The following is a 22267-nucleotide window of genomic DNA, read 5'->3' on the forward strand; positions in this document are numbered from 1 at the left end:
TTTTGCTGTGATTTTCTGCGAAAAGCCTATAATAATCGTCAAATTTCGAAAAAGTGTGTTTTTTTGTTATTTGCTAGTTGCAAGCAAGTCAAAATATGCAAAGATAACAACATAGCCACTTTTACAGGTATTATTACAGCAAATGTCGACAAAATTTGAAATTTTAGTGTTAAATGGCCCAAACCTAAACATGCTAGGTAAAAGAGAGCCGAACGTCTATGGCAGCAAAACACTTGCTGACATAGAGCAAGCACTTGCAGCACAGGCTAAAGACCTCGCTGTTAACATTTCGTTTGTACAATCAAACGCTGAACATGAGTTGATCGATGCAATTCATCAAAGTTTTGAAAAAGTCGACTTTATCTTGATTAATCCTGCCGCATTTACCCATACAAGTGTTGCGCTAAGAGACGCGTTACTTGCCGTGAGCATCCCGTTTATTGAAGTACATTTGTCAAATGTGCATCAGCGTGAAGCGTTCAGACATCATTCATATTTGTCTGATGTTGCAGACGCGGTAATTTGTGGTTTAGGAAGCGATGGATATCACTATGCATTGGACGCTGCTGTTAAAAGATTAAACGGTTAATAAGGCATTAACCTCAGAACAAACAAAACTGAAAAGGTGTTTAAATGGATATTCGTAAAATTAAAAAATTGATTGAGTTAGTAGAAGATTCTGGCATCAATGAATTAGAAATTTCTGAAGGTGAAGAGTCGGTACGCATTAGCAGAGGTGGCTCTGTTGTTGCTGCACCAGCGCAAACTGTTGTACAAGCGGCTCCAGTAGCAGCGCCAGCAGCTGCACCAGCTCCTGCAGCAGCACCAGCGGCAGCAGAGAGTGCGAGCGATGACCTATCTGGTCATGTTGTTCGTTCACCAATGGTTGGTACATTCTACGCTTCTCCATCTCCAGACGCAGCGTCATTCGTAGAAGTAGGTCAGCAAGTTAACGTTGGCGACACACTATGTATCGTTGAAGCAATGAAAATGATGAACCAAATTGAAGCGGACAAAGCAGGTACTGTTAAAAAGATTCTTGCTAAAAACGAAGACGCTATCGAATTCGATCAACCGCTATTCATCATTGAATAAGCCCACACTGAAAGGGTCATTCTATGTTAGATAAAGTTGTTATCGCCAACCGAGGCGAAATAGCGCTGAGAATATTACGTGCTTGTAAAGAGTTAGGTATAAAAACGGTCGCAGTTCATTCAACTGCCGACAGAAACCTAAAGCACGTGTTATTAGCAGACGAAACGATTTGTATTGGCAAACCGCCAGCAACCGAAAGTTACCTTAACATTCCGATGATATTAACAGCAGCTGAAGTGACTAACGCAGTTGCAATTCATCCAGGTTACGGCTTCTTAGCGGAAAATGCTGACTTTGCAGAGCAAGTAGAGCAATCAGGTTTTACCTTTATTGGTCCAAAAGCTGAAAGTATTCGCGTAATGGGTGACAAAGTTGCCGCTATCCGTGCAATGAAATCAGCGGGTGTACCTTGTGTACCAGGTTCTGATGGTCCATTAACGGACGATGATGAAGCAAACTTAGCACACGGTCGTCGTATTGGTTATCCCGTTATTATTAAAGCGTCAGGTGGTGGCGGTGGTCGTGGTATGCGTGTTGTGCGCGAAGAAAGCGAACTACTTGAGTCTATCCAACTTACGCAATCAGAAGCTCGTTCTGCATTTGGTAACGACATGGTTTACATGGAAAAATTCCTTGAAAACCCTCGTCACGTTGAGATCCAAGTCATTGCAGACGGTCAAGGTGGTGCAGTGCACTTAGGTGAACGTGATTGTTCAATGCAACGTCGTCACCAGAAAGTTGTAGAAGAAGCACCAGCGCCGGGTATTACTCCTGAAATGCGCAAGCAAATTGGTGAGCGTTGTTGTAGAGCCTGTATCGAAATTGACTATCGCGGTGCAGGTACATTTGAATTCTTGTATGAAAACGGTGAGTTTTATTTCATCGAAATGAATACGCGTATTCAGGTAGAGCATCCGGTAACTGAAATGATCACTGGCGTCGATTTGATCAAAGAACAACTGCGTGTTGCTGCTGGTCAACCGCTATCAATCACGCAAGAAGATATCAAGATTAACGGTCACGCTATTGAGTGTCGTATTAATGCTGAAGATCCAAAAACATTTATTCCTTCACCGGGTAAAATTACACGATTCCACCCACCGGGCGGTCTAGGTGTACGTTGGGATTCGCACATCTACGCGGACTACTCAGTACCTCCTTACTATGATTCTATGGTAGGTAAGCTAATTACATACGGTGATAACCGCGACGTAGCAATTGCACGTATGCGTAACGCGTTAAATGAACTCGTGGTAGATGGTATTAAAACCAATATTGAACTACACAAAGACATTTTAAATGACGAAGGCTTCGTTTCAGGTGGTGCAAATATCCACTACTTGGAAAAGAAACTTGCCGACGAGTTATAAATCAACATCCATTGATTGTATAAAGAGCCCTGCATTGCAGGGCTTTTTCATTTATAATGCGCGAAAAGTAGGCAGTAGCAGTAGAAACGAAGTAGATTTATGTCAAACAGTGTATTAGAAAAACCTTTCCCACCAGCAGATGGCGAATGTTGCGAAAGTGGTTCTTGCCAGCCATGTGTGTGGGATAATTACTACACAGAGTTACAAAAATGGCGCATTGAACAAGCTAAGTTAAATGAGCAAGTTCCTACTAATTCTGGTGTCTAAACTCAATCTCAAAGTTTGTTAGTTCACAAGCGCCCACAATATTTTCGTATAATAACAAGTGAGCAATACTTAGAGCTTGCTTTTCTTTTTGAATCAGTTGAATATTCTCCCTACATAAGTGGTTAGGGGATGTTAATTTGACGCGAGGTTACCAGTACAACTTCTCAGACAATGGTACTGAGATGTTCAACACAGAAGGCAGAAGGCGTAAAGCCGAGACAATGGTTAGAGTATCGTCTGACGTTCAAGGACCTTCTTTAAAATCCCTTAGTGTGCTGAATATCGGTGGTTCCTCTGGAATAATAGATGATTATCTCTCACAGTTTTTTTCAGAGGTCACCTGTATCGATATTGATCACAAAGCGATAACTTTCGCTAAAGAAAATTTTGAGCGTGAGGGACTTCACTTCATAGAAGGTGATGCGCTTAATACCGGTTTTCCGTCAGATAAATTTGATACTATTATCTGCTCACAAGTATATGAACATGTTGCTGATGCAAATCAACTTGTCAAAGAGATGTATCGAATACTCAAGCCCGGTGGAAAGATCTACTTTGCGGCTGGGAATCGAATTATGTTTAACGAACCGCATTATAACTTACCATTACTTTCAGTACTTCCGAGGTTTTTCTCTCACCTGTATTTACGGGCATTTGGGAAAGGAAAATACTACTACGAAAAACATTTAACTTATTGGGGACTGAAGAAACTTGTAAAAGAATTTGAATTGATCGATTACACCAAAAAAATACTCGCTCAACCTAGCAAATTCGGTGCAGAATACATGATCAAACCTGGTACGATTAAATATAAGGTTGCTAATTTTGTCGCTAAATACTTTTTTTGGCTAGTGCCTGGTTATGTTTGGGTACTAAAAAAGCCAGACAATTTAGATACTAGTTCAAACGGATAAACTACTGTCTTGAAGGTCGCTTTGCTAAAAAAAAGCGGCTCGTTTCGTAGCGTTATAAGCCACATATTTAATGGCTGTTCACATGAATATGTATAACTTACAATGTAAAACGTTAGACCTACAGTGCTTGCGATCAACAACTGCCCACTTGTACAAACGCCCTAGTGACAATTTAAAGGCCGCTTATGCGGCCTTTTTAACAATATCAGTTACTCATTTCCAATTGGCGAGCCTGGTGGCAATTTATCGTCATTCATTGGTTGTACCGCCTCTTTGTGCTCAAGCGCATAAGTAATTTGCTCGTGAAGCAACATAAAATGGGTCGACAACGCCTTATACTTGCGTGAGTCAGCTTGATCTTCTAATTGCTCTAGCATTTCACGCAATTGATACGTTACCTCTGCTTTTACTTCAGGTACTAAGCTAGCGTCTTTGTTGAGCGCGATCAGATGATCAACCACTTGCTGATTAACTCGTTGCTGCACAAGAACGGCAAGGCCACTGTTGGTTGGCTGTTGAAGTGTTGCTTTGTTCAATTGAGTGATCAGATTGCCTACGCTAGAAATGTCAGTTTGCAATTGGTGCTGCTGAGCAAGTCTTGCCAAACGCCCTTTATTTAGCATTAATGCTATGGTGTGTTTTGCACTTGCGCTCGCTGCACTTACCGGATCAAATGCTAAACCTGTATTTGACTGAAAACTCTCTCGACTGCGGTAATAGCCATAAGCCTTTGGTGGAATTAACGCAATTAGCTGTGGCGATAGTGTTAACGTTTCTGCAGATAGCGTGGCGAGCAATGCATCTATAGCTTGCTGTTGCGCTTTTGCACTTACCATAGTAACGCCTTTCGGCGTTTCTGCTGTTTTCACTTCGTAGCTATAGTCGATACCAGCAATAAGCTTTGCGGCAGCTTCAACTTGATAACGATGGAAGTTATAAATAGGCACCAATGCTTCTTCGATTTGCGACAGCGGTGTGCCCGTTGCGATACTATTAATGCCAAAGTCGCTAAGCGCTTTAGCACGCACTTGCATTACTCGGTTAAGTTCAACGGCAGGGTTTTCACCGTTGTCCCATAAATGAGCACTAGCATGGCCACCTGATTTTGGTCGAGCATCGGCATCGGAAATATATTGCAGTTTGTTTTGCTGGGCGCTACTAATAATCGCATTGAGTTGCTGCGCTTCATCAGCGGCAAAGTCGCTGTAGCCATACGCGACAACATGCTTATCCCATTCACCCATACCAACTGCATAAGCCTGCGATAGATCGATTTTATCATTCACAATCTTTACCAGCGGGTGCGGATAGTCCATAACCGAAGCACGATTGTCAGCACTAGCGGCAAAGTTATGTGCAATACCTAAGGTATGACCGACTTCATGGGCACTTAGCTGACGAATGCGTGCTAAAGCCATTTCTTTCATTGTTGACGTATCAACGTCAGCGGCTGTAAATGGTGAAGTTAAACCAGTAGCAATTAAGTAGTCCTGTCTAACACGCAGCGAACCTAAAGTAACATGCCCTTTTAAAATTTCGCCAGTTCGAGGGTCAATAACTGATGCGCCATAGGACCAACCACGTGTAGCACGATGAACCCATTGAATCACGTTGTATCTTACATCCATTGGATCTGCATCAGCAGGTAGCATTTTTACCACAAAAGCGTCTTTGTAGCCGATGGCTTCAAACGCCTGATTCCACCAACGTGCGCCATCTAGCAATGCACTTTTTACAGGTTCTGGCACGCCAGCATCTAAATAATAAACAATAGGCTCTATTGCTTCTGATACGTCGGCACTTGGGTCTTTCTTATTGAGCCTGTGTCGCGGGATTAAACGTTGCTGAATCGGCTGATCGATAGCCGTTGCATAATCGGCGTATTCCACTGACCAAAATCCACTATAAGGATGAAAAGCTCGCGGCTTATATTCGTTGTCGGGTAACGCGATCAATGAATGATGTAAGTGCACAGTAACTGCGCTTTCCTCTGGCGTTACACTGCGTAAATATGCACCTGCGCCACTCCCCTTAAACGTAACCATGGCTTCAAGTTCAGTATTGCGAGGAAACGCTTTAGTGCGTTTTTTATATACTGCGCTACGCGCTTTATCTATTGCATAATTACCTTGTTTAGTGCGTTTTAAGGTATTGGCTAAACCGTGAATATCAGACAACAAAAATGGGGTGTAATCGATTAATACTTTGCCCTTACTTTCTGCTGCGACCGTAAAACCCCAGATAATAGAGCTTGCAAATGCTTCATCCATTGCTTGTTGTTCTAATGCATTGTCAGAATCCGCGCGATAATAGGTATTAAGTTGGCGCAGGAACACTTTGTCACCAGCACGTTCAAAGCGAACAATTCGGGTGTCACCCAATTGCCCTCTATCTAATCCAATATCATTTGAGCCTACGCCATGCGGTAAACTGCTTTGAAACAGAAAATCTTGATCAAATTTGTCTATTTCGATAAAAACTTTCGCCTTACTTTCATCGTAGTAAAATGAAAAATACCCTTTTTGATATTGTTTTCCCTTAGTAAATCCTTGATATGCGTCAGCTGACACAGCTGAAAACGCTAACAAAGCCAAGAAAGGCAAAAATAGTCGTAAAAATTTCATGGTTTCCCTTGTTTTAACTGCACAAACGCAATTGAATGTTGTTATAATTCGCCCGTAATTTATTTTGAAAGTTTTCACGTTAAGTGATCAAACTTCAAAATATCGATTTGTATAAAATATGCATTACTTTACGGCAAATAGGTATCTCTATGCAACGACTTGCGCCAGCGTTAAGGGATGATGAAGTTCCTTTAGATCTGATCTCACTCATTAAAACAATTTTAGCGGCCACAAAGGAAATATCTTTCCGTGTAAGCCAAGCTCATTTGGGCGGTTTAATGGGCTCTACCCTTGATGAAAATATTCAAGGTGAAATCCAGAAGAAGTTGGACGTTGTTGCCAACGAACTGTTTAAGGATATCCTACTCGAATCAGGCTTTGTAAAAGCCATTTCTTCTGAAGAAGAAGATACCTCAGTTGCAGGTGAGGAACACGGTAAGTTTATTGTTTCATTTGATCCGCTGGACGGTAGTTCAAATATCGAAATAAACTCACTTATCGGTACAATTTTTTCTATCCATTATGCAGATCCAGACCTAGCAGCTAATGACCCCGACCAGTTTAAACAAGCTGGTACAAAGCAATGTTGTGCCGGTTATGTATTATACGGCCCATCAACAATGCTTGTGATGACAACAGGTAAAGGTACACATTTGTATGTCCTTGATCGCACACATGGCGGTTATCTTTTGGTAGAGCGTAATATGCAAATTCCTCAAGATACACAAGAATTTGCCATCAATATGTCAAATCAACGCCACTGGCAAGCGCCGATGCAGCAGTATATAGCTGATTTACTTAAAGGCGAAGAAGGCCCGCGCGGCAAAAACTTCAACATGCGTTGGATTGCAGCTATGGTTGGAGATATTCACCGTTTACTTTGTCGCGGTGGTATTTTTACTTACCCAACGGATAACAAAAACCCTGATAAGCCCTACAAATTACGCTTAATGTATGAAGCTAATCCAATGGCGTTCTTAGTTGAACAAGCTGGTGGCCTAGCTGTAACAAGTGAGGGGCGCATTATGGACATTGACCCAACCGATATTCACCAGCGCGTTGAAGTGATTATGGGTAGTAAAAACGAAGTCGAACAATGTCTTAGCTACTACAAATAGCTACCTTATATTAGGTAAAAAAAAGCCAGCAATCTTGCTGGCTTTTTTATTGAGGTAAGATTTACTTACTGTCTTTTTTCTTTGCATCCATATTTGCTTTATGGTCGATTTTGTATGGAGGCATCGCTTTCTTACCCGCGATTAAATAGTTATCCATCCAACGCATCAAACGCAAGCTATAGTCATATTGTGCCGCTACTTTGCGATTTCCATGACCTTCACCAGGGTAATAAACTAAACGTACGTCTTTACCTTGTACCTTCATATAACGATACATTTCCATAGACTGTGCAGGATGAACACGAGGATCGTCTTTACCGTGCATAATCAATAAAGGCGTTTTTGACTGTGCTACCCAGTAAATAGGGCTACGCTCTAGATAATATTGCCACTTTTCCCAAGGGTAAGAACGTGCGTGGACTAAATGCATTTCGTTTGAAATATCAGTAGTACCAAATTTAGATGTTTGGTTAGCAATACCAACGAACATAACAGATGCTGCAAAATGCTCTGTTAATTTAGTTGCACCCCAAGCAGACGCGTAGCCACCATATGAGCCACCTGTAATACCAACACGTTTGCTATCAACTAATCCCATCTCTACCAAGTGGTTTTTAAAACGTACCAAGTCGTTAAATTCTTCTCCGGCATAATCATTTTGCCCTAATTTAGAATAGGCAACGCCTTTACCTGTAGAACCACGATAGTTTGGATAGAATACTGCATAACCGCGAGCAGCACCCATTTGACCAGGACGAGAATAGGCAGTTACCCAACCGTCTTTGTCATGTGCTTCTGGACCACCATGAACAGACATAATTAGCGGATAACGCTTACCTTTTTTATAGTCTAGCGGATACACTAGTACGCCATCGAGCTCTGTGCCATCTTCCGCTTTAAAGCTCACTGTCTCTTGTTTTGCAAAACGCTTATTTGCAAGCCAAGCATTAGAGTTAGATACGCGTGTCTCTTTGCCTTTTCTGACCATAAACACCTCATTTGGATGTTTAGCTGTATGGCCTTTTGTTACTAAGGTTTTATCAGAATTTGATACTGAAAGGTTGCTCGCGATAAATGTGCCATTTTCTACAATTACGTCTATGTCACTGCTACCCGGTTTGATAGTTGCTATGTAGCTTTGCGTGCCGACATTAGCAACAAAGTGCAACGTATTGCTCTTATTTGCCCATTCTATATCGCCAACATGCCCCATGAAATTAGGTAACCAATCGGTCAATTTGCCGGTTTTAGTCTCAACTAAAAATAGTCGGCCTGTTGCTGGGTCATGCTTATCTTCAGCGCCAACAATAGCAATGTATTTGCCGTCTGGAGATAATTCAGCACTACCTAACTTACCTTCTGTCGCAATAGACAAAGCGACCTTCTTTGACGCTGTGTTAAACACGTGCCATTGAGATTTCATGTATTGGTCGTCGATAAGAGAAGTTGGCTGAGTTTTTACCAATAAAGTATCTTGCGCTTTACCCCAAGAAATGTCACTGACATAGGCGTCAATGGCAACCGCTTTAGGATCTATCGCTTTATCACTGGCAACAAGATCAACGAAAAACAGCTGCTTGTTTTTCAAGTTTTCTTCATAAACTTCAGCCATAAAGCCAAGTTCTTTTAATTGTTTTTCAGACTTGTCTTTAGCTGGATTTGCTAAAATTGCCACTTGCTTGCCATTAGGGCTCAGTTGATAGCGGCTGACTGATTTCTCTTTTAACGCGATAACTACCTGACGCTCACCACCACTAAAAGGTATACGGTAAAGCTTAGTGAACTTGTCGTCGTCAAACTTACCTAGAAAGTAGATAAATTGGCCATCAGCTGACCAAGCGATGCTACCAAGATTGACTTTACCTGTAATAAATGCGCGCTCTTCGCCCTTTGCATTGGTAACAAAAAGGTTACTGTAGTTACGGCCATTTTTATCCACATAAAGCTCACGTGGAATTGATCGTGTGAACGCTACATAGTCGCCACTTGGGCTGACTTGCGATTGAATAACCGATTTAACTTTCGGAATGTCTTCAATTGTAATTGTGTTGTTCGCTGCTGCACTCACACTTAACGTGCCAATACATAGCGCAAACAATGCTTTGAACTTAAGCATAATATTCCCATGTTTGTAATAATTGCGATCAGTCTAGCGAAAGATTAAATCAAAACCTAGATGTAGATTACAAATCGATACGCAATTCATCTACTTTTGTGTTCACCTGCCGTTACAACGCAAAAGTCTGTCACTATTGCTCTCTTTCCGGCTTAAATCCGTATAAAAGTACAAAATAACAGCATTTTCGCACTCGAAATTTGGCAAAAATTTGCTAGAATACGCGCCAATTAAAGGAGAAAGATTTATGCCAGCATATGTGGTGGGACACAAAATCCCAGATTCAGATTCTATTTGTTCAGCAATAGCTCTTAGTTATTTAAAAAATGCTATTGGTGAAGAGTGCGTTCCTGCGCGATTAGGTGAGCTTTCACCTGAAACACTTTTCATTTTAGATAAGTTTGGTTTTGAACAACCAGAGCTTAAGTTAAGCTATGCTGGTGAAAGCTTATACATTGTCGATCATTCAGACCGCGTACAAGGCCCTGACGATATTGATGATGCAACTATTTTAGGCATTATTGATCACCACAAGCTTGGTGATATTACAACGTCGACGCCACTAGAGTGTTGGATTCGCCCTGTTGGTTGTACAAATACCATCATCAAAATGATGTATGATTTTCACGGTGTAGAGATCCCAGCAAACATCGCTGGCGCAATGATGTGCGCTATCTTAAGTGACACAGTTATCTTTAAATCACCAACCTGCACAACGGCTGATATCAAATGTGTTGAAGCACTAGCAGAGATTGCGGGCATTGAAGATCCACAAGCATTGGGCATGGAAATGTTCAAAGTAAAATCTGCTGTTGAAGGCACGCCTATTCGTGACTTAGTGTTACGCGACTTTAAAGACTTTGACATGAGCGGTAATAAAGTGGGTATCGGCCAACTTGAAGTTATCGATCTAGCTATCTTTGACGAAATGAAAGATGACTTACATGCGGACCTAGCAGCTTTGAAAGAAGAAGGCGGCCGCCACAGTGTTATGTTACTGCTTACCGATATTATGAAGGAAGGTTCTGAAATCCTAGTAGTAAGTGACGATGACGACTTAACAGCAAAAGCTTACGGCAAAGCAACAACTGAAGGTCGTGTATGGATTGACGGTATTATGAGTCGTAAGAAGCAAGTAGTACCACCACTACAAGATTCATTTGCAGGATAACTTAAGAGCGAAGCTCTAAGTGCTAAGTGCTAAGTGCTAAGTGCTAAGTGCTACAAGATGTTAAATTAAAGCCCAGCATTCGCTGGGCTTTTTTATAACTCATCTATTTTACTCGACAAATCATATTGTTTATCTGTGACAATCGCTTCTAATACTTCGATGCGTTTGCTTAACTGGCTGAACTGTTGATTGACCTGTTCAAGCGACTTTTCTGCTAGCTGCTCTTGCGCTTGCAACATACTTAACTCTATTTGCTTCATTTTACGCTTATGGCCAGCATAAATTGCAAAGAAAGCTAGCGGAACACCAAATACAACGGCGGTACATAGAAATATCCAAAGGTTCATCTATTATTTACTCACAATGACTGTATCAGTGTTTAAGCTATCAAAAACTATTTAAGAATCAAGTTGCGCGAGAACATAATCTAAACCACCGACGATCGCTGCCACTTGCGCCTGTACACAATTTTCGTCATCGACTAGCTCTGAATCTGGATAAACTTCCGTTGTAGACACATAGCTAGCGTCTGTCATGCCAGCACATAAACTTAGGCCTTTGCAGTCATAATTGATCACGCCAAATTGCTCTAATGCAACGCCAATGTATTTACCGTTTTCATCCGCTGGCGCTATATGAGTCACTTGCTTTACGCTATCGATTATCGCCTTTTGAAATGCGGGATCGTCTCTACCCGTATCTCCGACACCATAAAATCCGTCGGGAATATTCCATGATTTTTGATCAATAGCATCTCTTGCTGAAAGTGCAGGGCGAAATTCAGTATTGTCGGTATCGGTTGTTTCGTGCAAATCGATATGCATAAGCGGTTTAATATCGTGCTCAGCTAAATACGCCATAATCGCTGCAGATTCCTGCGCCGGCGTATCAGCGTAAAATGAGCGATTGGGATCAATTGCATCAACATTCCAGCGATTAATCGTTTCATAACCCCATGGACTAATGCACGGTGCTACAACAAAATTAACGCGACCTTGATAGGCTTTAAGTTTGTCTTTTACAAATCTTAATGCGCCGTGCACACCGCTTGTTTCATAGCCGTGGACACCACCTGTGATCAAAATGGTAGGTTTATCCTGCTGCCAATCAAGCGATTTTATAACAAACAACGGATAATCGTTATTGGGATATTGCAACAATCCATATTGTTCGACTTTAATGGTTGCAGCCATGGTAGCGGCAATTTCTTCGAGCTCTGATAGTACAAGCTCAAAATAACTACGTTTGATCGTTTGCGCTTGATACCATTGATATTTTTCTTTGCTAGACCAAGGTGTGCCAGGCGTACCAATAGGGTAACTCATGATAATTAATCTCTTCTATATTGATTAAGTCTTTCTTCACCGTTGCGGGCATAGGCGGCATAGGCCACTTCTTTGTCTACAACTGTTTTACCAACTGGAGCAAAGGAAATTTCAGCGAGCTTTAAGTGCTGAATGCCAAACGGTATGCCAATGATGGTGATAAACCAAAAGACTGCATGAAAAAGGTGGAAAATAGCCAGGATTAATCCCGGGAAAATAAACCAAATGATGTTACCCAAAAGGCCTAAAGCGCCAGTACCAATATCTTCTCTTCCGGTTAGTGCGTCTCGTGCAATCACTTCTTTACCAAACGGGAATAATGAAAATGCGCCTAACACAAAACATGATCGAGCCCATGGAATACCGACAATACTAATCAGTGCGATTACACCTATTGCCCACCAAATCAGTGCCATCGTTAGGCCACCCAACAGTAGCCATAAAATATTTCCTAGTAATCTCATTAAGCTTGCTCGGCTAATATTTGATTAATAATACTGACATAGTTTTCGACACCCTGAGCACCAGCGACAAGATACTTATCAACGATTATCATCGACGGGACACTACTAATGCCATGCCCAGTCCAGGTATTTGCCTGACTTTGCACACGTTGTTGCAAGCTTTCATCTGCAAGAGCAAGTTCTGCTTGCGCCACATCTAAACCAACTGAGTCCAAAATTTCCATTAAAATTGCAAGGTCGCTTATGTTTTTGCCTTGCGAAAAGTAAGCCTCAAACAAAGCGAGCTTTAGTTCGTGTTGCTTATTATATTTTTCTGCCCAATAAAGTAACACATGGCAGGCAAAGGTATTATAAATACGACTTTCATCGGCAAAGTTGAAAGTAATCCCCAAATCTTCACCAATAGTTTGTAAGCGCGCTCTCGCGTCAGCACTTTCTTGCGCTGTTGAGCCATATTTTTCCATAATATGCTCACGCAAATTCTGCCCTTGTTCAGGCATTTGAGGGTTTAGCTGAAATGGTTGCCAGGTGATATCAAGTTCAACACCTAATTGATTTGCTGCGGTTTCTAATTGTTTGTATCCCACATAACACCAAGGACAAACAACATCTGAAACAATGTCTATTTTTAATGATTGAGCCATAAGTCAACACATCGAGTTAAAGATAACTATGATCTTGGGTCGAATCACTTTGTTTCAACCCTTGGCTAAATTCTTTACTTCGATAAGTCGCTAATGTAATTCGTTTCGAAAGCTCTCTTATATTTATCACTCCTATAGGAGCAATAGTCCAGGGGTGTTGCGTGACACCCCTAGGATTGGGACTTAATACCCTTAGAAATCAACTCTGCAGTAACTAATTAAAAAGATAGCAAGGCAGATTCGATGGTCTGTAGCTAGCTACGTCCGAGGATATACTGCAGACAGGTTTTATAAGTAGTTGCTGCCCGAAGGGTGCTTGTAAATCCAAACTGCTTTTTGTTGCTCCTCCAAGCATTAGATGACTAAAGCATTGAACTCTCGCCGCAAGCACTTCGGATTTTCAAAGCACAGCGTTAGATTTTTAAGGGTAGTAAGTCCCTAACCCCCACGCCCCAACTCGGTTTGACGACCCCGCTATCAATTTTCGATGATGTCGATGTACCGTCTCAATAGCACATCCTTGTCCTATTTCATCTTATGCTTCGTCCTTGAAGACAAATACCAATCCACTTTTAAAATTAGCTACTCAGCAAGAATTGAAGGGCATTACATCAAGGCTTTAGGTGTAGGGAATGATATTTCATTTGCAAAGCTAGTAACGCAGATGTAAAGAATTTCAAACTTGCCTAGCAGGGACACATCAAGCAGAAAATAATTGCGCTAAATTAATAATGAATAGATGACTATATCAATAATAATTTAGCTTACTCTTTTCACCCTGATGATGTCCTGAGTAGCTAATTTTAACAGTGGATTGGTATTCGGACATGATCATCAAAAAATGATATCGGCAACCCTCAATGGGGAATTGGTTATGTTGCACTGCTCGCTTTGAAAGTAGCCGAACAGATAAATAGCGTCTCGCTTAACATCTTTTTAACTTATTGTTTTACAGTAGATTTTTGTTCTTTAATAGGTTTTAATAGGAAACTCGCTAAATAAATCAATAAGTTATTGGGACTCATTTTTTAAAACCATAATTAAAATGTGGGGTATTAACAGGAATTCCCGATATTAAGCGTTAGTTGTTTCTCAGGTATGGAGTAAATGAAAAGTATGGATGCTAATCAAATAAAAGCCTTGATAGCTTCAATTGAGGCTGAATTACCATTCACTCCTCCATTTCAATACAAAAAATTTGGTGAAGATCCTTATCCTCTAAACTTTTCCGAAAATGTAACTTATTTAGGAGATTGGTCGGCACATTGTTTGCGCCCTTATTCCAAAATTGAGTGGTTTTGTATTAGACCTCAGTATCTCAAGAGAGTTGGAAAACTAGTGCCTCCTAAAGTAATTTCGTGTGAGTCAGATTTCATAAGTCTTTTACATAAATTAAAAGTTTCTTTTGTATTTCAGGGTGATAGTATTTTAATCCATTGTAATAAAAACAACTAACAAGGTGCTCAACATGATAAGTAACATTGTCACAGTTTTAGCAAAAGACGCAAAAAGCGGTGCCATTATTATTTACACGTTAGCTTAGCGTTATGTGTACCGGAAAGGAAGCGAGTCTTGCCTAAATATCAAATACCAAAATCCCCAGGCGAATTCGAAATTGTTGAATCTAAATCTGGAACACCTTTAATTTGGAACCGCAAGAATGGTAAAGGTAAGGTTTCTATTCCTTGTAGAAACTGGAGCCATGCTGAAGAGGTGTTAGAAAAGTTAAATGACTTAAAGAAAGGTGGCGAGTTGTGGGTTTAAAAATTCACCCTCATTGCGTTTTGTACACATAACACATATGAACCTTCCACCCGTCAATAGGCAATAAGGTTTTTTATTAGCTACCGCAAGGTAGCTAATTTGTTTAGCAATCAGCAAAATCTATTACTTCGCTCTGTCAGTTAACCGTTAAATCATTTACGGCAAACACATATTGAGGCTCTCTTAGTGTGATCTCATCACTGCCAACCTTGTCATTCCCTTCGTTAAGCTGGGGCACTAGACAGTTATCGGTTAACCTTAGTTGGCACTATTCAAGCGAATGATTCAGTGGCTAATAGCCCTGTTCAGTTAGTGTCAGGCTCAGCTAAGGTGTAAACGATTTTGCTCATTGTTTATTAGTGCGCACCAATAGGGTGTCTAATCAAGCCGACAAGGCTTATACAACGACAACACTTACCTGCAATGGGATGACAATTTCATACTTAATCGCAAATAATGCAAGGTTGTTCATGCTCATCCAGTTAGGTGTTCAGCTCACCCCATTGTGCGACTTAAACCGTTAAGAATCGTTCATCATCAAACACCGTTTTATGTTTCAGCATGTAGTAAACGCAGCGACCAATTTTATGAGCGAGTACTGATAAGGCTTTTGCTTTGCTCATGCGCTTTTGCAGTTTGTTCAAGTAGCGACGGGCTTTGTCATTTCCACGTAAATACAACACGGCTGCTTCACTGAATGCCCACTTTAAATGGCCGTTGCCTATTTTATTGCCTGACGTGCCGTAGGTTTTACCTGCCGATTCGGCTTTGCATTTGACTAAGCGGCAATAGGACGCAAAATTTTGTACAGATTCGAATCTGTCGATGTCGCCAATTTCATACAAAATTGTCATCGCGAGAATAATGCCTATACCTGGGATAGTTCTAAGTTGTGCGTAATAGTCTGGTCGATGCTGTTTGGCTTTTCGCTCAATAAAGTATTCAAGGTACTTTAGCTCTTTGGCGTAGCTATCGAGTATTGCTAAATCAAAATTCACATTACGTTGCACCACTTCATCGTCAAAGCGGTGACGAAAGGCTTCGCGCGCTGACGGATTTTTCATATGCAACTCTAGTGCTGGGTAGTTGTATTGGCTATTGGTATTAACGATATGCGCTTTAAGTTGTGCGCCATGCCTGACGAGCTTGGTTCTTCTGCGTAGTAAATCGCGCGTGGAGCGCATGGTTTGTGGGTAGGTATAGGCTAATGGGAAATTACCACCACGAAGTAAGCTGGCAATTTTATAGGAGTCTATTTTGTCATTTTTGGCTTTGCCGCCGTGAATGGCCTTCATATAAAGTGCATGACCGAGAACAAAATTAATGCCTTGTTGTTCGCACCAATCACTCACCCAGTACCAGCAATGCATGCATTCAACACCGATAACGATATTGCCAAAGTACGGTGAAAGCAGTTGATTTAATGCTGCTTGTTCAGCCTTAATTTTTTGGTGAACGACTTTTTCGCCGTCTCTATTCAAAATGCAGACATAAAGAATTCTGGCGTGTAAGTCGATTCCACAATAAAAATCGTGTAATTTAGTATAGAATTTCATTGAGCTTTCTCCTTTTGGTTTGGTCGCCTTGAAGTTTAGCCAATGGTTAAACTTCGGGGAGAAGGTTCAATAAGTATCAAGCCGATTAAAATAGACAAAACACAGTTGGCTTGTGCTCCTTCGTTGCTAATTTTATCCAACATTAGCATTGCCCTGCTGCAGAGTGTTGCAAGATTGATAAGAAATATTGTAGTTGTACTTTGTTCCTTGCTCCTTGCGCCTTGCTCCTTGCTCCTTGCTCCTTGCTCCCTGTTCAACAATAATATTTTGACTTTAACTACCTAACACTTCAGAATATTTTTAACCTATTGCTATGGCTGTTTACTGATGTCTGAACTTGAACAATTGATTGCCAATTCAAGAGTAAATGAAAGCATTTCACGCAAACTTTTTGCGATTGAGACAGAAATTCTTGCTTGTCGTTCAAGCAACGAATTACTCAAAACCTTGCTCGATTCCATTCAAGATAAATTTAAACTTCAAGGGATTTGTTTACTCCTTGTCGAGCCATCGCCCATTAGCTATATCAACCATGCAGAAAATACGTCTGACTGGCATCAACAACATATATTAAAAGTGTCGTCTTATGAGCTCAACGCTTTTCACCATGACGACAAGCCCTTTTTAACAAATCAGTTGGCTGAACTAGGTAATACCTTGCCACTCAATATACTAGCGCAAGCGAGCTCTGTAGCGCTTACGCCTCTAAAAATGGAAAACAAGTTGTTTGCTAGTTTGGTGTTTATTTCCAATGACCCACAACGCTTTCATAGTGGCCTTGGTACTTTTCATCTAGAGCAACTTGCCGTGAAAATAGGCCTGTGTTTGTCCAACGTATTGATACGAGAACAGCTCGAATACATGGCGCTTTATGACAATCTTACAGGCGTAGGTAATCGTCGCTTGATGGAAAATGATTTAAAAGAAGAGCTAATGCGCCACCAGCGTTACAAAATTCCATTTTCAGTGCTGTTTATCGACTTAAACAAGTTTAAACCAATCAATGACACCTATGGTCACGATTGTGGTGACGCCGTTTTGCATTATGTGGCCAATACCTTAAAAGAACTAGTGCGTGAAAATGACAAAGTGTACCGCTATGCCGGGGATGAATTTGTTGTTTTACTCTCGGGACAAAACTATCAAGAAGCTGAACTTGCTGCGAAACGTCTTAGCGATTATTTCTTTGCGAGAAAAATGCCCTATCAAGACAAGCAACTCACGGTTACTATCAGTGCTGGCGCCGCGGCAAGCGATGCTAAAAAGAGTGTAGATCAATTGCTAAAGGAAGCTGACGAGCAACTATATCATTACAAAAAGCTTGCCCATCAACGATTGGCTCAGGGTTAAGCAGACATTAAAAAAGCCGGCGATTGCCGGCTTTTTTATTAAATCGAAAATGAGGCGCCACAGCCACAGGTGGTTTCAGCATTTGGATTATTCACCAAGAAGCGGCTACCTTCTAGCCCTTCAACATAATCCACTTCACCGCCGACAAGGTATTGTAAGCTCATTGGGTCTACAACCATGGTTACACCATTTTTCTCAATCGTCATATCACCTTCGTTAACTTTTTCGTCAAAGGTGAAGCCGTATTGGAAACCAGAACAACCACCGCCAGTTACGTAAACACGTAATTTTAGCGCCGGATTTTCTTCTTCAGTGATAAGCGTATGCACTTTTGAAGCGGCTGCATCGGTAAATTGAATTGGTAATGCGTCAGACATTAATGAACCCTCTAAAAATTCTAGGCGCGAATTATCTTAAACTTGACTATTTTAATCAAGTATAGACCGCTTTATTTCGATTATGATTTTGTAAATAAGTCAGACCAAGGGTAATGTTTGTCGATGCGCTGATATTTTTGCCACGAATTTTGCGTTAAAACACCGGCTACAACCACTTTTTCAGGTTTGAAATCTTTCGGTAGTGTTAACTCGCCATCAATAATTTGAAAGTAACGGAAACTAAAACTCAAATCTTTCTTTGAGACTTCCGAAACATCACCCACGTCATAAGTTACCGGTCTACCTTTCAAACTGCCCACCAACTTAATATCAATATAACCCTTAGCATATTGTTTCTTAAGTACTTGTTGCACGAGTACGGTTTGAAAGCGGTAATGGTTTAAACTTTCTGTTTTGAAAATATTGAAATCATCAATAACTAGACCGTCGGCTTGTTTCTCTGGCGCCATCACTTTTTCATAAAAAGCGAGTTCTTTTTTCGTTTGATAATAGTCCTTCTCAACGCCTTTTAAAGTGCTTTGTGCGCGTTGATTGGCCATTCTTTCAACTTCTAGTTCAGTCTCTAAAATATGGATATGACGTTGCTGATCTTGTTGCTGCTGATGCAGCTTTTGCAGTCTCTGCTTTTGCAATGCAAGTAAGTTATTTTGATAACCATGATAAAAGTTACCTACTCGATAACCACAAAACAAACACGCAGCAATAAGTGCGATAAGTAAGATTGCGCTTCTTAACGGACCAAGTTTGGTAACGATAATATTAAGGTCGATTTTTGCTAACCAATTCATTTAAATAGTATTATGATTATTAACTAGTAATGTGATGTAAATTTATTCGGCAATATAACAACATAAGCCCATGTCTTTCGATAGTCTAAAACAACGATTAGCTCTGCCACAAACAACGTGGCAACTGTGTTTACTGGCTGTAATTGTCGGTATCGCTTCTGCTTTTCTTATCATCGCATTTAACTTATGTATTGAAAAGCTACAATTATTGTACCTGCACCGAGAGAATGATTATACCGATATTGATGAAAATATTCGGTTACTCGTGCCAATCATTGGTGTGCTGGTGATTTTGGCCTTTGCGCGCATTACTGGCTACAAATATATGCGTACAGGTATTCCTTTCGTGCTGCATCGCTTAAAAGTTGCACATGGCATGATACCATTTCGTAATACGCTCAATCAGTTTTTTGGTTCGGTTGTTGCATTAAGCTCTGGCTTTAGTGTCGGTAAAGAAGGACCCGCCGTACATTTAGGCGCTGCATGTGCCTCTTTTATTGGTGAGCGCTTTTCTTTGCCCTTTAACAGTGTAAGAACATTGTGTGCCTGCGGGATTGCCGCCGGTATTTCTGCGAGTTTTAATACCCCTGTTGCAGCGGTAATTTTTGTTATGGAAGTTATTCTGCGTGAATACAAGGTGTACATGTTCATTCCTATTATGCTCGCTTCCATCATTGGCGCCATGATTACTCAAGGCATCCATGGGTTGAACTATGAACTCTCCTTTTTTAAAGATTTTTCGCTCACCGTAACGCACTACCCCTACTTAGTGTTATTGGGGCTCTGTTTAGGTGTTTTAGCGTTCTTGTTTAATCATTATTTAACCCGCCTAATTAAGATGTCAGCACGTTTGTCGGTGACCAAACGTTTATTAATTGCAGCAGTACTAACTAGCGCTTTAGGTTATATCGCGCCACATGCGATGAGTAATTCTTTGATTACCGACTTCAGCTCCGCATCGCAATGGCCAATGCAATTGTTGTTTACCTTACTACTAGCGAAGTTGCTGATGACGATTGTGGCCATCGGTCTTGGTATTCCCGGTGGCGTTGTTGGTCCTATTATTTCCATTGGTGCAATCGCTGGGCTATGTGCTGCTGTGCTACTAAGTAACTATTTCCCGAGCAATCAAATTACCAGTGACTTTGCCCTGATGGGTATGGCTGGATTTATGGCTGCCACGTTAAATGCGCCGCTGGCGGCCTTGATGGCGGTTACAGAACTATCCCATCAAATTGACTTAATCGTGCCCGCCATGATTGTCATTACCTCTTCATGTTTATCTGCCGGCCAATTCTTTAAAAATCGTTCGCTGTTTACCATGCAGCTTGATATTCAAGGTTTAACGTATAGGCAAACGCCTATCGAGTCGTCTTTACAAAAAATTGGCGTACTTGCGGTCATGCAACGCACATTCAAAATGATCAAAAGTGAAGAAAAGGAAGCCATAATTGAACACTTTAATGATGAAAATGACGAACTCATTGTGATCAAAGTAGAAGAAGAGCAAACCCATTATCAATTGTTAAGTAAGATTGACAACAAACTGACCGGCACGCCTCTTTATCCGCTTTCGAGCAAGGTAACGTTAGCGGAGGCTTATCAATTAACATCAAGGCATCGCAGCGGCGGTGTGTTAATATATCAAGATAATGTAGAAGAGTTTCTAGGTATCGTTACCTTTGAACAAATAAGGCAATATTTATTGCAAGGAAAACTGAGTTAAATGACATTACTATGGTTAAAAGCATTTCACGTAATTTTTGTGGTTACTTGGTTTGCTGGTATTTTTTATCTCCCCCGTCTATTTGTTAATCACGCTGAAACCACCTCAAAAGAAGTCAGTGAGCAGTTAAAAGTGATGGAAAAACGCTTACTGTATTTCATTACACCCTTTCCAATTTTTGTCATCGTATTGGGTATCGCGCTTTGCTACCAGTACAGTTGGGCATGGTTTGTACAAGCCACATGGTTACATATAAAGATTACATTGGTTGCTATTCTGGTGCTTTATCATCTTTATTGTTTCAAATTGGTGAGTGATTTTAAGCAGGACAAAAACACGCGCAGTGGTCGTTGGTATCGTGTATTTAACGAAGTGCCTGTGCTGATTCTTTTTGCCGTTATCATACTGGTTTATATCAAACCTTAACGCGCTAGCGTAAGCGCCTGACAAGGCGCTTGATACACTGTTATCTAGAGCGGAATTATGCTATATTCTGCGGCAAAACTAAGCTATTACTAGCTGATGATTCTTAAGGTTTATCCTGTTAGGACACGCATATGATGAAGTTTCAGGGAAGTCATATACTTTCCGTTTCGCAATTTGATCGAGAATCAATCACTCGCATTCTCGATGTTTCTGCAAAAATGGCACCTTACGCAGCAAGACAAAAACGCTGCCATGTTCTAGACGGTGCAATCCTAAACAATTTGTTTTTTGAACCAAGCACCCGTACTCGCGTAAGTTTTGGTACTGCGTTTAATTTATTAGGCGGTTTCGTGCGAGAAACTGTCGGATTAGAAAGCTCTTCATTAACCAAAGGTGAGTCACTTTATGATACCGCTCAGGTGCTAAGTGGCTATTCAGATGTTATTGCTATGCGTCACCCTACGATGCACTCTGTTAGTGAATTTGCCGAAGGCAGCAGCGTCCCTGTAATTAATGGTGGCGATGGTGCTAATGAACATCCCACGCAAGCGCTACTTGATTTATTTACTATCCAATCAGAAATGAAGCGCTTTGACAAAGGCCTTGATGGCTTAAATATTGTGTTAATGGGCGACCTAAAACATGGCCGCACCGTGCATTCATTGTCTAAATTGTTAAGCCTTTACGAAAAAGTAAAAGTTACAATGATCTCACCTGACGCATTACAAATGCCGGACAGCGTTGTTTCTACACTGAGTGATGCAGGGCATGAAATAGTTATTGCTAATCAAATTGATGAAAATTTAGCGTGTGATGTCATTTATCAAACACGGATTCAACAGGAACGCTTCGCTTCTCCTGCTGAAGCTGATCTTTATCGTGGCCATTTCAGTTTAAATAAAGACGTGTATCAACAATATTGCAAAGACCACACGGTTATTATGCATCCACTGCCGCGCGATTCACGCCCGGAAGCCAATGAACTTGATACCGATCTAAACGACCTAGAGAATCTCGCTATTTTCAGACAAGCGCAAAATGGTGTGCTAGTAAGAATGGCACTTTTCGCACTGACACTGGGTGTTGAAGATAAACTGACACAATATGAAAAGCCCGTTTCGTGGGTTTCAAACAAAGGTACAAATTTTTAG

General features: G+C 41.0%; 22 protein-coding genes. 13 read left to right on the forward strand and 9 right to left on the reverse strand.

Features of this window, described 5'->3' with window-relative positions; translation table 11 throughout:
- Positions 1-142 precede the first annotated feature (142 nt).
- From aroQ to QUD85_RS13425, 5 genes are all read left to right on the forward strand, one after another.
- Positions 143-589, forward strand: a complete 447-nt coding sequence (aroQ, locus tag QUD85_RS13405) for a type II 3-dehydroquinate dehydratase (protein ID WP_093330899.1) — start codon at positions 143-145, stop codon at positions 587-589.
- A gap of 44 nt (positions 590-633) precedes the next feature.
- Positions 634-1095, forward strand: a complete 462-nt coding sequence (accB, locus tag QUD85_RS13410) for an acetyl-CoA carboxylase biotin carboxyl carrier protein (RefSeq protein ID WP_093330896.1) — start codon at positions 634-636, stop codon at positions 1093-1095.
- Between the two features lie 23 nt (positions 1096-1118).
- Positions 1119-2465, forward strand: a complete 1347-nt coding sequence (accC, locus tag QUD85_RS13415) for an acetyl-CoA carboxylase biotin carboxylase subunit (protein ID WP_093330894.1) — start codon at positions 1119-1121, stop codon at positions 2463-2465.
- 99 nt (positions 2466-2564) lie between these two features.
- Positions 2565-2732 carry an oxidoreductase-like domain-containing protein gene (locus tag QUD85_RS13420; RefSeq protein ID WP_093330892.1) on the forward strand — a complete coding sequence of 56 codons (168 nt, stop codon included), beginning with the start codon at positions 2565-2567 and terminating at the stop codon, positions 2730-2732.
- Between the two features lie 182 nt (positions 2733-2914).
- Positions 2915-3646 carry a class I SAM-dependent methyltransferase gene (locus QUD85_RS13425; protein WP_143047961.1) on the forward strand — a complete coding sequence of 244 codons (732 nt, stop codon included), beginning with the start codon at positions 2915-2917 and terminating at the stop codon, positions 3644-3646.
- A 209-nt stretch (positions 3647-3855) separates the two neighbouring features.
- On the opposite strand, the gene QUD85_RS13430 is transcribed toward QUD85_RS13425, so the two are convergent.
- Positions 3856-6270, reverse strand: a complete 2415-nt coding sequence (locus tag QUD85_RS13430) for a zinc-dependent metalloprotease (RefSeq protein ID WP_093330887.1) — start codon at positions 6268-6270, stop codon at positions 3856-3858.
- Positions 6271-6419: 149 nt separating this feature from the next.
- Between QUD85_RS13430 and QUD85_RS13435 the strand changes: the two genes are divergently transcribed.
- A complete protein-coding gene (locus QUD85_RS13435; RefSeq protein WP_093330886.1) occupies positions 6420-7388 on the forward strand; it encodes a class 1 fructose-bisphosphatase in 969 nt (322 codons plus the stop codon).
- Between the two features lie 61 nt (positions 7389-7449).
- Here QUD85_RS13435 and QUD85_RS13440 read toward each other — a convergent pair whose 3' ends face one another.
- The gene (locus tag QUD85_RS13440; protein WP_093330883.1) at positions 7450-9504 is read right to left on the reverse strand and encodes a S9 family peptidase; all 2055 of its coding nucleotides are present in this window, start codon (positions 9502-9504) and stop codon (positions 7450-7452) included.
- Positions 9505-9751: 247 nt separating this feature from the next.
- On the opposite strand from QUD85_RS13440, the gene QUD85_RS13445 reads away from it, so the two are divergent.
- Positions 9752-10675: a manganese-dependent inorganic pyrophosphatase gene (locus QUD85_RS13445; protein WP_093330882.1), complete on the forward strand. Its 924-nt coding sequence runs from the start codon at positions 9752-9754 to the stop codon at positions 10673-10675.
- Between the two features lie 92 nt (positions 10676-10767).
- Here QUD85_RS13445 and QUD85_RS13450 read toward each other — a convergent pair whose 3' ends face one another.
- The 4 genes from QUD85_RS13450 to QUD85_RS13465 are packed head-to-tail and all read right to left on the reverse strand — an operon-like array spanning position 10768 to position 13108.
- Positions 10768-11022, reverse strand: a complete 255-nt coding sequence (locus tag QUD85_RS13450; RefSeq protein ID WP_093330880.1) for a hypothetical protein — start codon at positions 11020-11022, stop codon at positions 10768-10770.
- 51 nt (positions 11023-11073) lie between these two features.
- Positions 11074-12000, reverse strand: a complete 927-nt coding sequence (locus QUD85_RS13455; RefSeq protein WP_093330879.1) for a M14 family metallopeptidase — start codon at positions 11998-12000, stop codon at positions 11074-11076.
- Between the two features lie 5 nt (positions 12001-12005).
- Positions 12006-12464 carry a YccF domain-containing protein gene (locus QUD85_RS13460; protein ID WP_093330876.1) on the reverse strand — a complete coding sequence of 153 codons (459 nt, stop codon included), beginning with the start codon at positions 12462-12464 and terminating at the stop codon, positions 12006-12008.
- On the reverse strand, positions 12464-13108 hold the full coding sequence (locus tag QUD85_RS13465) for a DsbA family oxidoreductase (RefSeq protein ID WP_093330875.1): 645 nt from the start codon (positions 13106-13108) through the stop codon (positions 12464-12466). The genes QUD85_RS13460 and QUD85_RS13465 overlap by 1 nt, the downstream gene beginning before the upstream one ends.
- A 1116-nt stretch (positions 13109-14224) precedes the next feature.
- Here QUD85_RS13465 and QUD85_RS13470 point away from each other — a divergent pair.
- On the forward strand, positions 14225-14563 hold the full coding sequence (locus tag QUD85_RS13470) for a DUF6678 family protein (protein ID WP_143047960.1): 339 nt from the start codon (positions 14225-14227) through the stop codon (positions 14561-14563).
- Positions 14564-14680: 117 nt separating this feature from the next.
- Complete coding sequence (locus tag QUD85_RS13475) at positions 14681-14872, forward strand: hypothetical protein (RefSeq protein ID WP_093330870.1); 192 nt, start codon at positions 14681-14683, stop codon at positions 14870-14872.
- A 512-nt stretch (positions 14873-15384) separates the two neighbouring features.
- On the opposite strand, the gene QUD85_RS13480 is transcribed toward QUD85_RS13475, so the two are convergent.
- Positions 15385-16428 carry an IS110 family RNA-guided transposase gene (locus QUD85_RS13480; protein WP_286219531.1) on the reverse strand — a complete coding sequence of 348 codons (1044 nt, stop codon included), beginning with the start codon at positions 16426-16428 and terminating at the stop codon, positions 15385-15387.
- Between the two features lie 327 nt (positions 16429-16755).
- Here QUD85_RS13480 and QUD85_RS13485 point away from each other — a divergent pair, with 327 nt between their 5' ends.
- The gene (locus QUD85_RS13485; protein WP_093332316.1) at positions 16756-17778 is read left to right on the forward strand and encodes a DUF484 family protein; all 1023 of its coding nucleotides are present in this window, start codon (positions 16756-16758) and stop codon (positions 17776-17778) included.
- A 38-nt stretch (positions 17779-17816) separates the two neighbouring features.
- Here the strand turns inward: QUD85_RS13485 and erpA are convergent, their stop codons facing one another.
- The gene (gene erpA / locus QUD85_RS13490) at positions 17817-18155 is read right to left on the reverse strand and encodes an iron-sulfur cluster insertion protein ErpA (protein ID WP_093332321.1); all 339 of its coding nucleotides are present in this window, start codon (positions 18153-18155) and stop codon (positions 17817-17819) included.
- An 80-nt stretch (positions 18156-18235) separates the two neighbouring features.
- Positions 18236-18964 carry a DUF6776 family protein gene (locus tag QUD85_RS13495; RefSeq protein WP_093332328.1) on the reverse strand — a complete coding sequence of 243 codons (729 nt, stop codon included), beginning with the start codon at positions 18962-18964 and terminating at the stop codon, positions 18236-18238.
- Positions 18965-19034: 70 nt separating this feature from the next.
- On the opposite strand from QUD85_RS13495, the gene QUD85_RS13500 reads away from it, so the two are divergent.
- From QUD85_RS13500 to QUD85_RS13510, 3 genes are all read left to right on the forward strand, one after another.
- Positions 19035-20690 (forward strand): chloride channel protein, encoded by a 1656-nt coding sequence (locus QUD85_RS13500; protein ID WP_093332329.1) that lies wholly within the window; start codon positions 19035-19037, stop codon positions 20688-20690.
- Positions 20691-21116 (forward strand): protoporphyrinogen oxidase HemJ, encoded by a 426-nt coding sequence (gene hemJ / locus QUD85_RS13505; protein WP_093332330.1) that lies wholly within the window; start codon positions 20691-20693, stop codon positions 21114-21116.
- Positions 21117-21247: 131 nt separating this feature from the next.
- Complete coding sequence (locus QUD85_RS13510; protein ID WP_177168943.1) at positions 21248-22267, forward strand: aspartate carbamoyltransferase; 1020 nt, start codon at positions 21248-21250, stop codon at positions 22265-22267.

Origin of the sequence: Thalassotalea agarivorans (assembly GCF_030295955.1) — a bacterium.
Taxonomy (GTDB): Bacteria; Pseudomonadota; Gammaproteobacteria; order Enterobacterales; family Alteromonadaceae; genus Thalassotalea_D; species Thalassotalea_D agarivorans.

Excerpts from the sequence above, each read along its gene's own strand:
- aroQ (WP_093330899.1), top strand. The coding sequence starts at position 143 with ATGTCGACAAAATTTGAAATTTTAGTGTTAAATGGCCCAAACCTAAAC.
- accB (WP_093330896.1), top strand. The coding sequence starts at position 634 with ATGGATATTCGTAAAATTAAAAAATTGATTGAGTTAGTAGAAGATTCT.
- accC (WP_093330894.1), top strand. The coding sequence starts at position 1,119 with ATGTTAGATAAAGTTGTTATCGCCAACCGAGGCGAAATAGCGCTGAGA.
- QUD85_RS13420 (WP_093330892.1), top strand. The coding sequence starts at position 2,565 with ATGTCAAACAGTGTATTAGAAAAACCTTTCCCACCAGCAGATGGCGAA.
- QUD85_RS13425 (WP_143047961.1), top strand. The coding sequence starts at position 2,915 with ATGTTCAACACAGAAGGCAGAAGGCGTAAAGCCGAGACAATGGTTAGA.
- QUD85_RS13430 (WP_093330887.1), bottom strand. The coding sequence starts at position 6,270 with ATGAAATTTTTACGACTATTTTTGCCTTTCTTGGCTTTGTTAGCGTTT.
- QUD85_RS13435 (WP_093330886.1), top strand. The coding sequence starts at position 6,420 with ATGCAACGACTTGCGCCAGCGTTAAGGGATGATGAAGTTCCTTTAGAT.
- QUD85_RS13440 (WP_093330883.1), bottom strand. The coding sequence starts at position 9,504 with ATGCTTAAGTTCAAAGCATTGTTTGCGCTATGTATTGGCACGTTAAGT.
- QUD85_RS13445 (WP_093330882.1), top strand. The coding sequence starts at position 9,752 with ATGCCAGCATATGTGGTGGGACACAAAATCCCAGATTCAGATTCTATT.
- QUD85_RS13450 (WP_093330880.1), bottom strand. The coding sequence starts at position 11,022 with ATGAACCTTTGGATATTTCTATGTACCGCCGTTGTATTTGGTGTTCCG.
- QUD85_RS13455 (WP_093330879.1), bottom strand. The coding sequence starts at position 12,000 with ATGAGTTACCCTATTGGTACGCCTGGCACACCTTGGTCTAGCAAAGAA.
- QUD85_RS13460 (WP_093330876.1), bottom strand. The coding sequence starts at position 12,464 with ATGAGATTACTAGGAAATATTTTATGGCTACTGTTGGGTGGCCTAACG.
- QUD85_RS13465 (WP_093330875.1), bottom strand. The coding sequence starts at position 13,108 with ATGGCTCAATCATTAAAAATAGACATTGTTTCAGATGTTGTTTGTCCT.
- QUD85_RS13470 (WP_143047960.1), top strand. The coding sequence starts at position 14,225 with ATGGATGCTAATCAAATAAAAGCCTTGATAGCTTCAATTGAGGCTGAA.
- QUD85_RS13480 (WP_286219531.1), bottom strand. The coding sequence starts at position 16,428 with ATGAAATTCTATACTAAATTACACGATTTTTATTGTGGAATCGACTTA.
- QUD85_RS13485 (WP_093332316.1), top strand. The coding sequence starts at position 16,756 with ATGTCTGAACTTGAACAATTGATTGCCAATTCAAGAGTAAATGAAAGC.
- erpA (WP_093332321.1), bottom strand. The coding sequence starts at position 18,155 with ATGTCTGACGCATTACCAATTCAATTTACCGATGCAGCCGCTTCAAAA.
- QUD85_RS13495 (WP_093332328.1), bottom strand. The coding sequence starts at position 18,964 with ATGAATTGGTTAGCAAAAATCGACCTTAATATTATCGTTACCAAACTT.
- QUD85_RS13500 (WP_093332329.1), top strand. The coding sequence starts at position 19,035 with ATGTCTTTCGATAGTCTAAAACAACGATTAGCTCTGCCACAAACAACG.
- hemJ (WP_093332330.1), top strand. The coding sequence starts at position 20,691 with ATGACATTACTATGGTTAAAAGCATTTCACGTAATTTTTGTGGTTACT.
- QUD85_RS13510 (WP_177168943.1), top strand. The coding sequence starts at position 21,248 with ATGATGAAGTTTCAGGGAAGTCATATACTTTCCGTTTCGCAATTTGAT.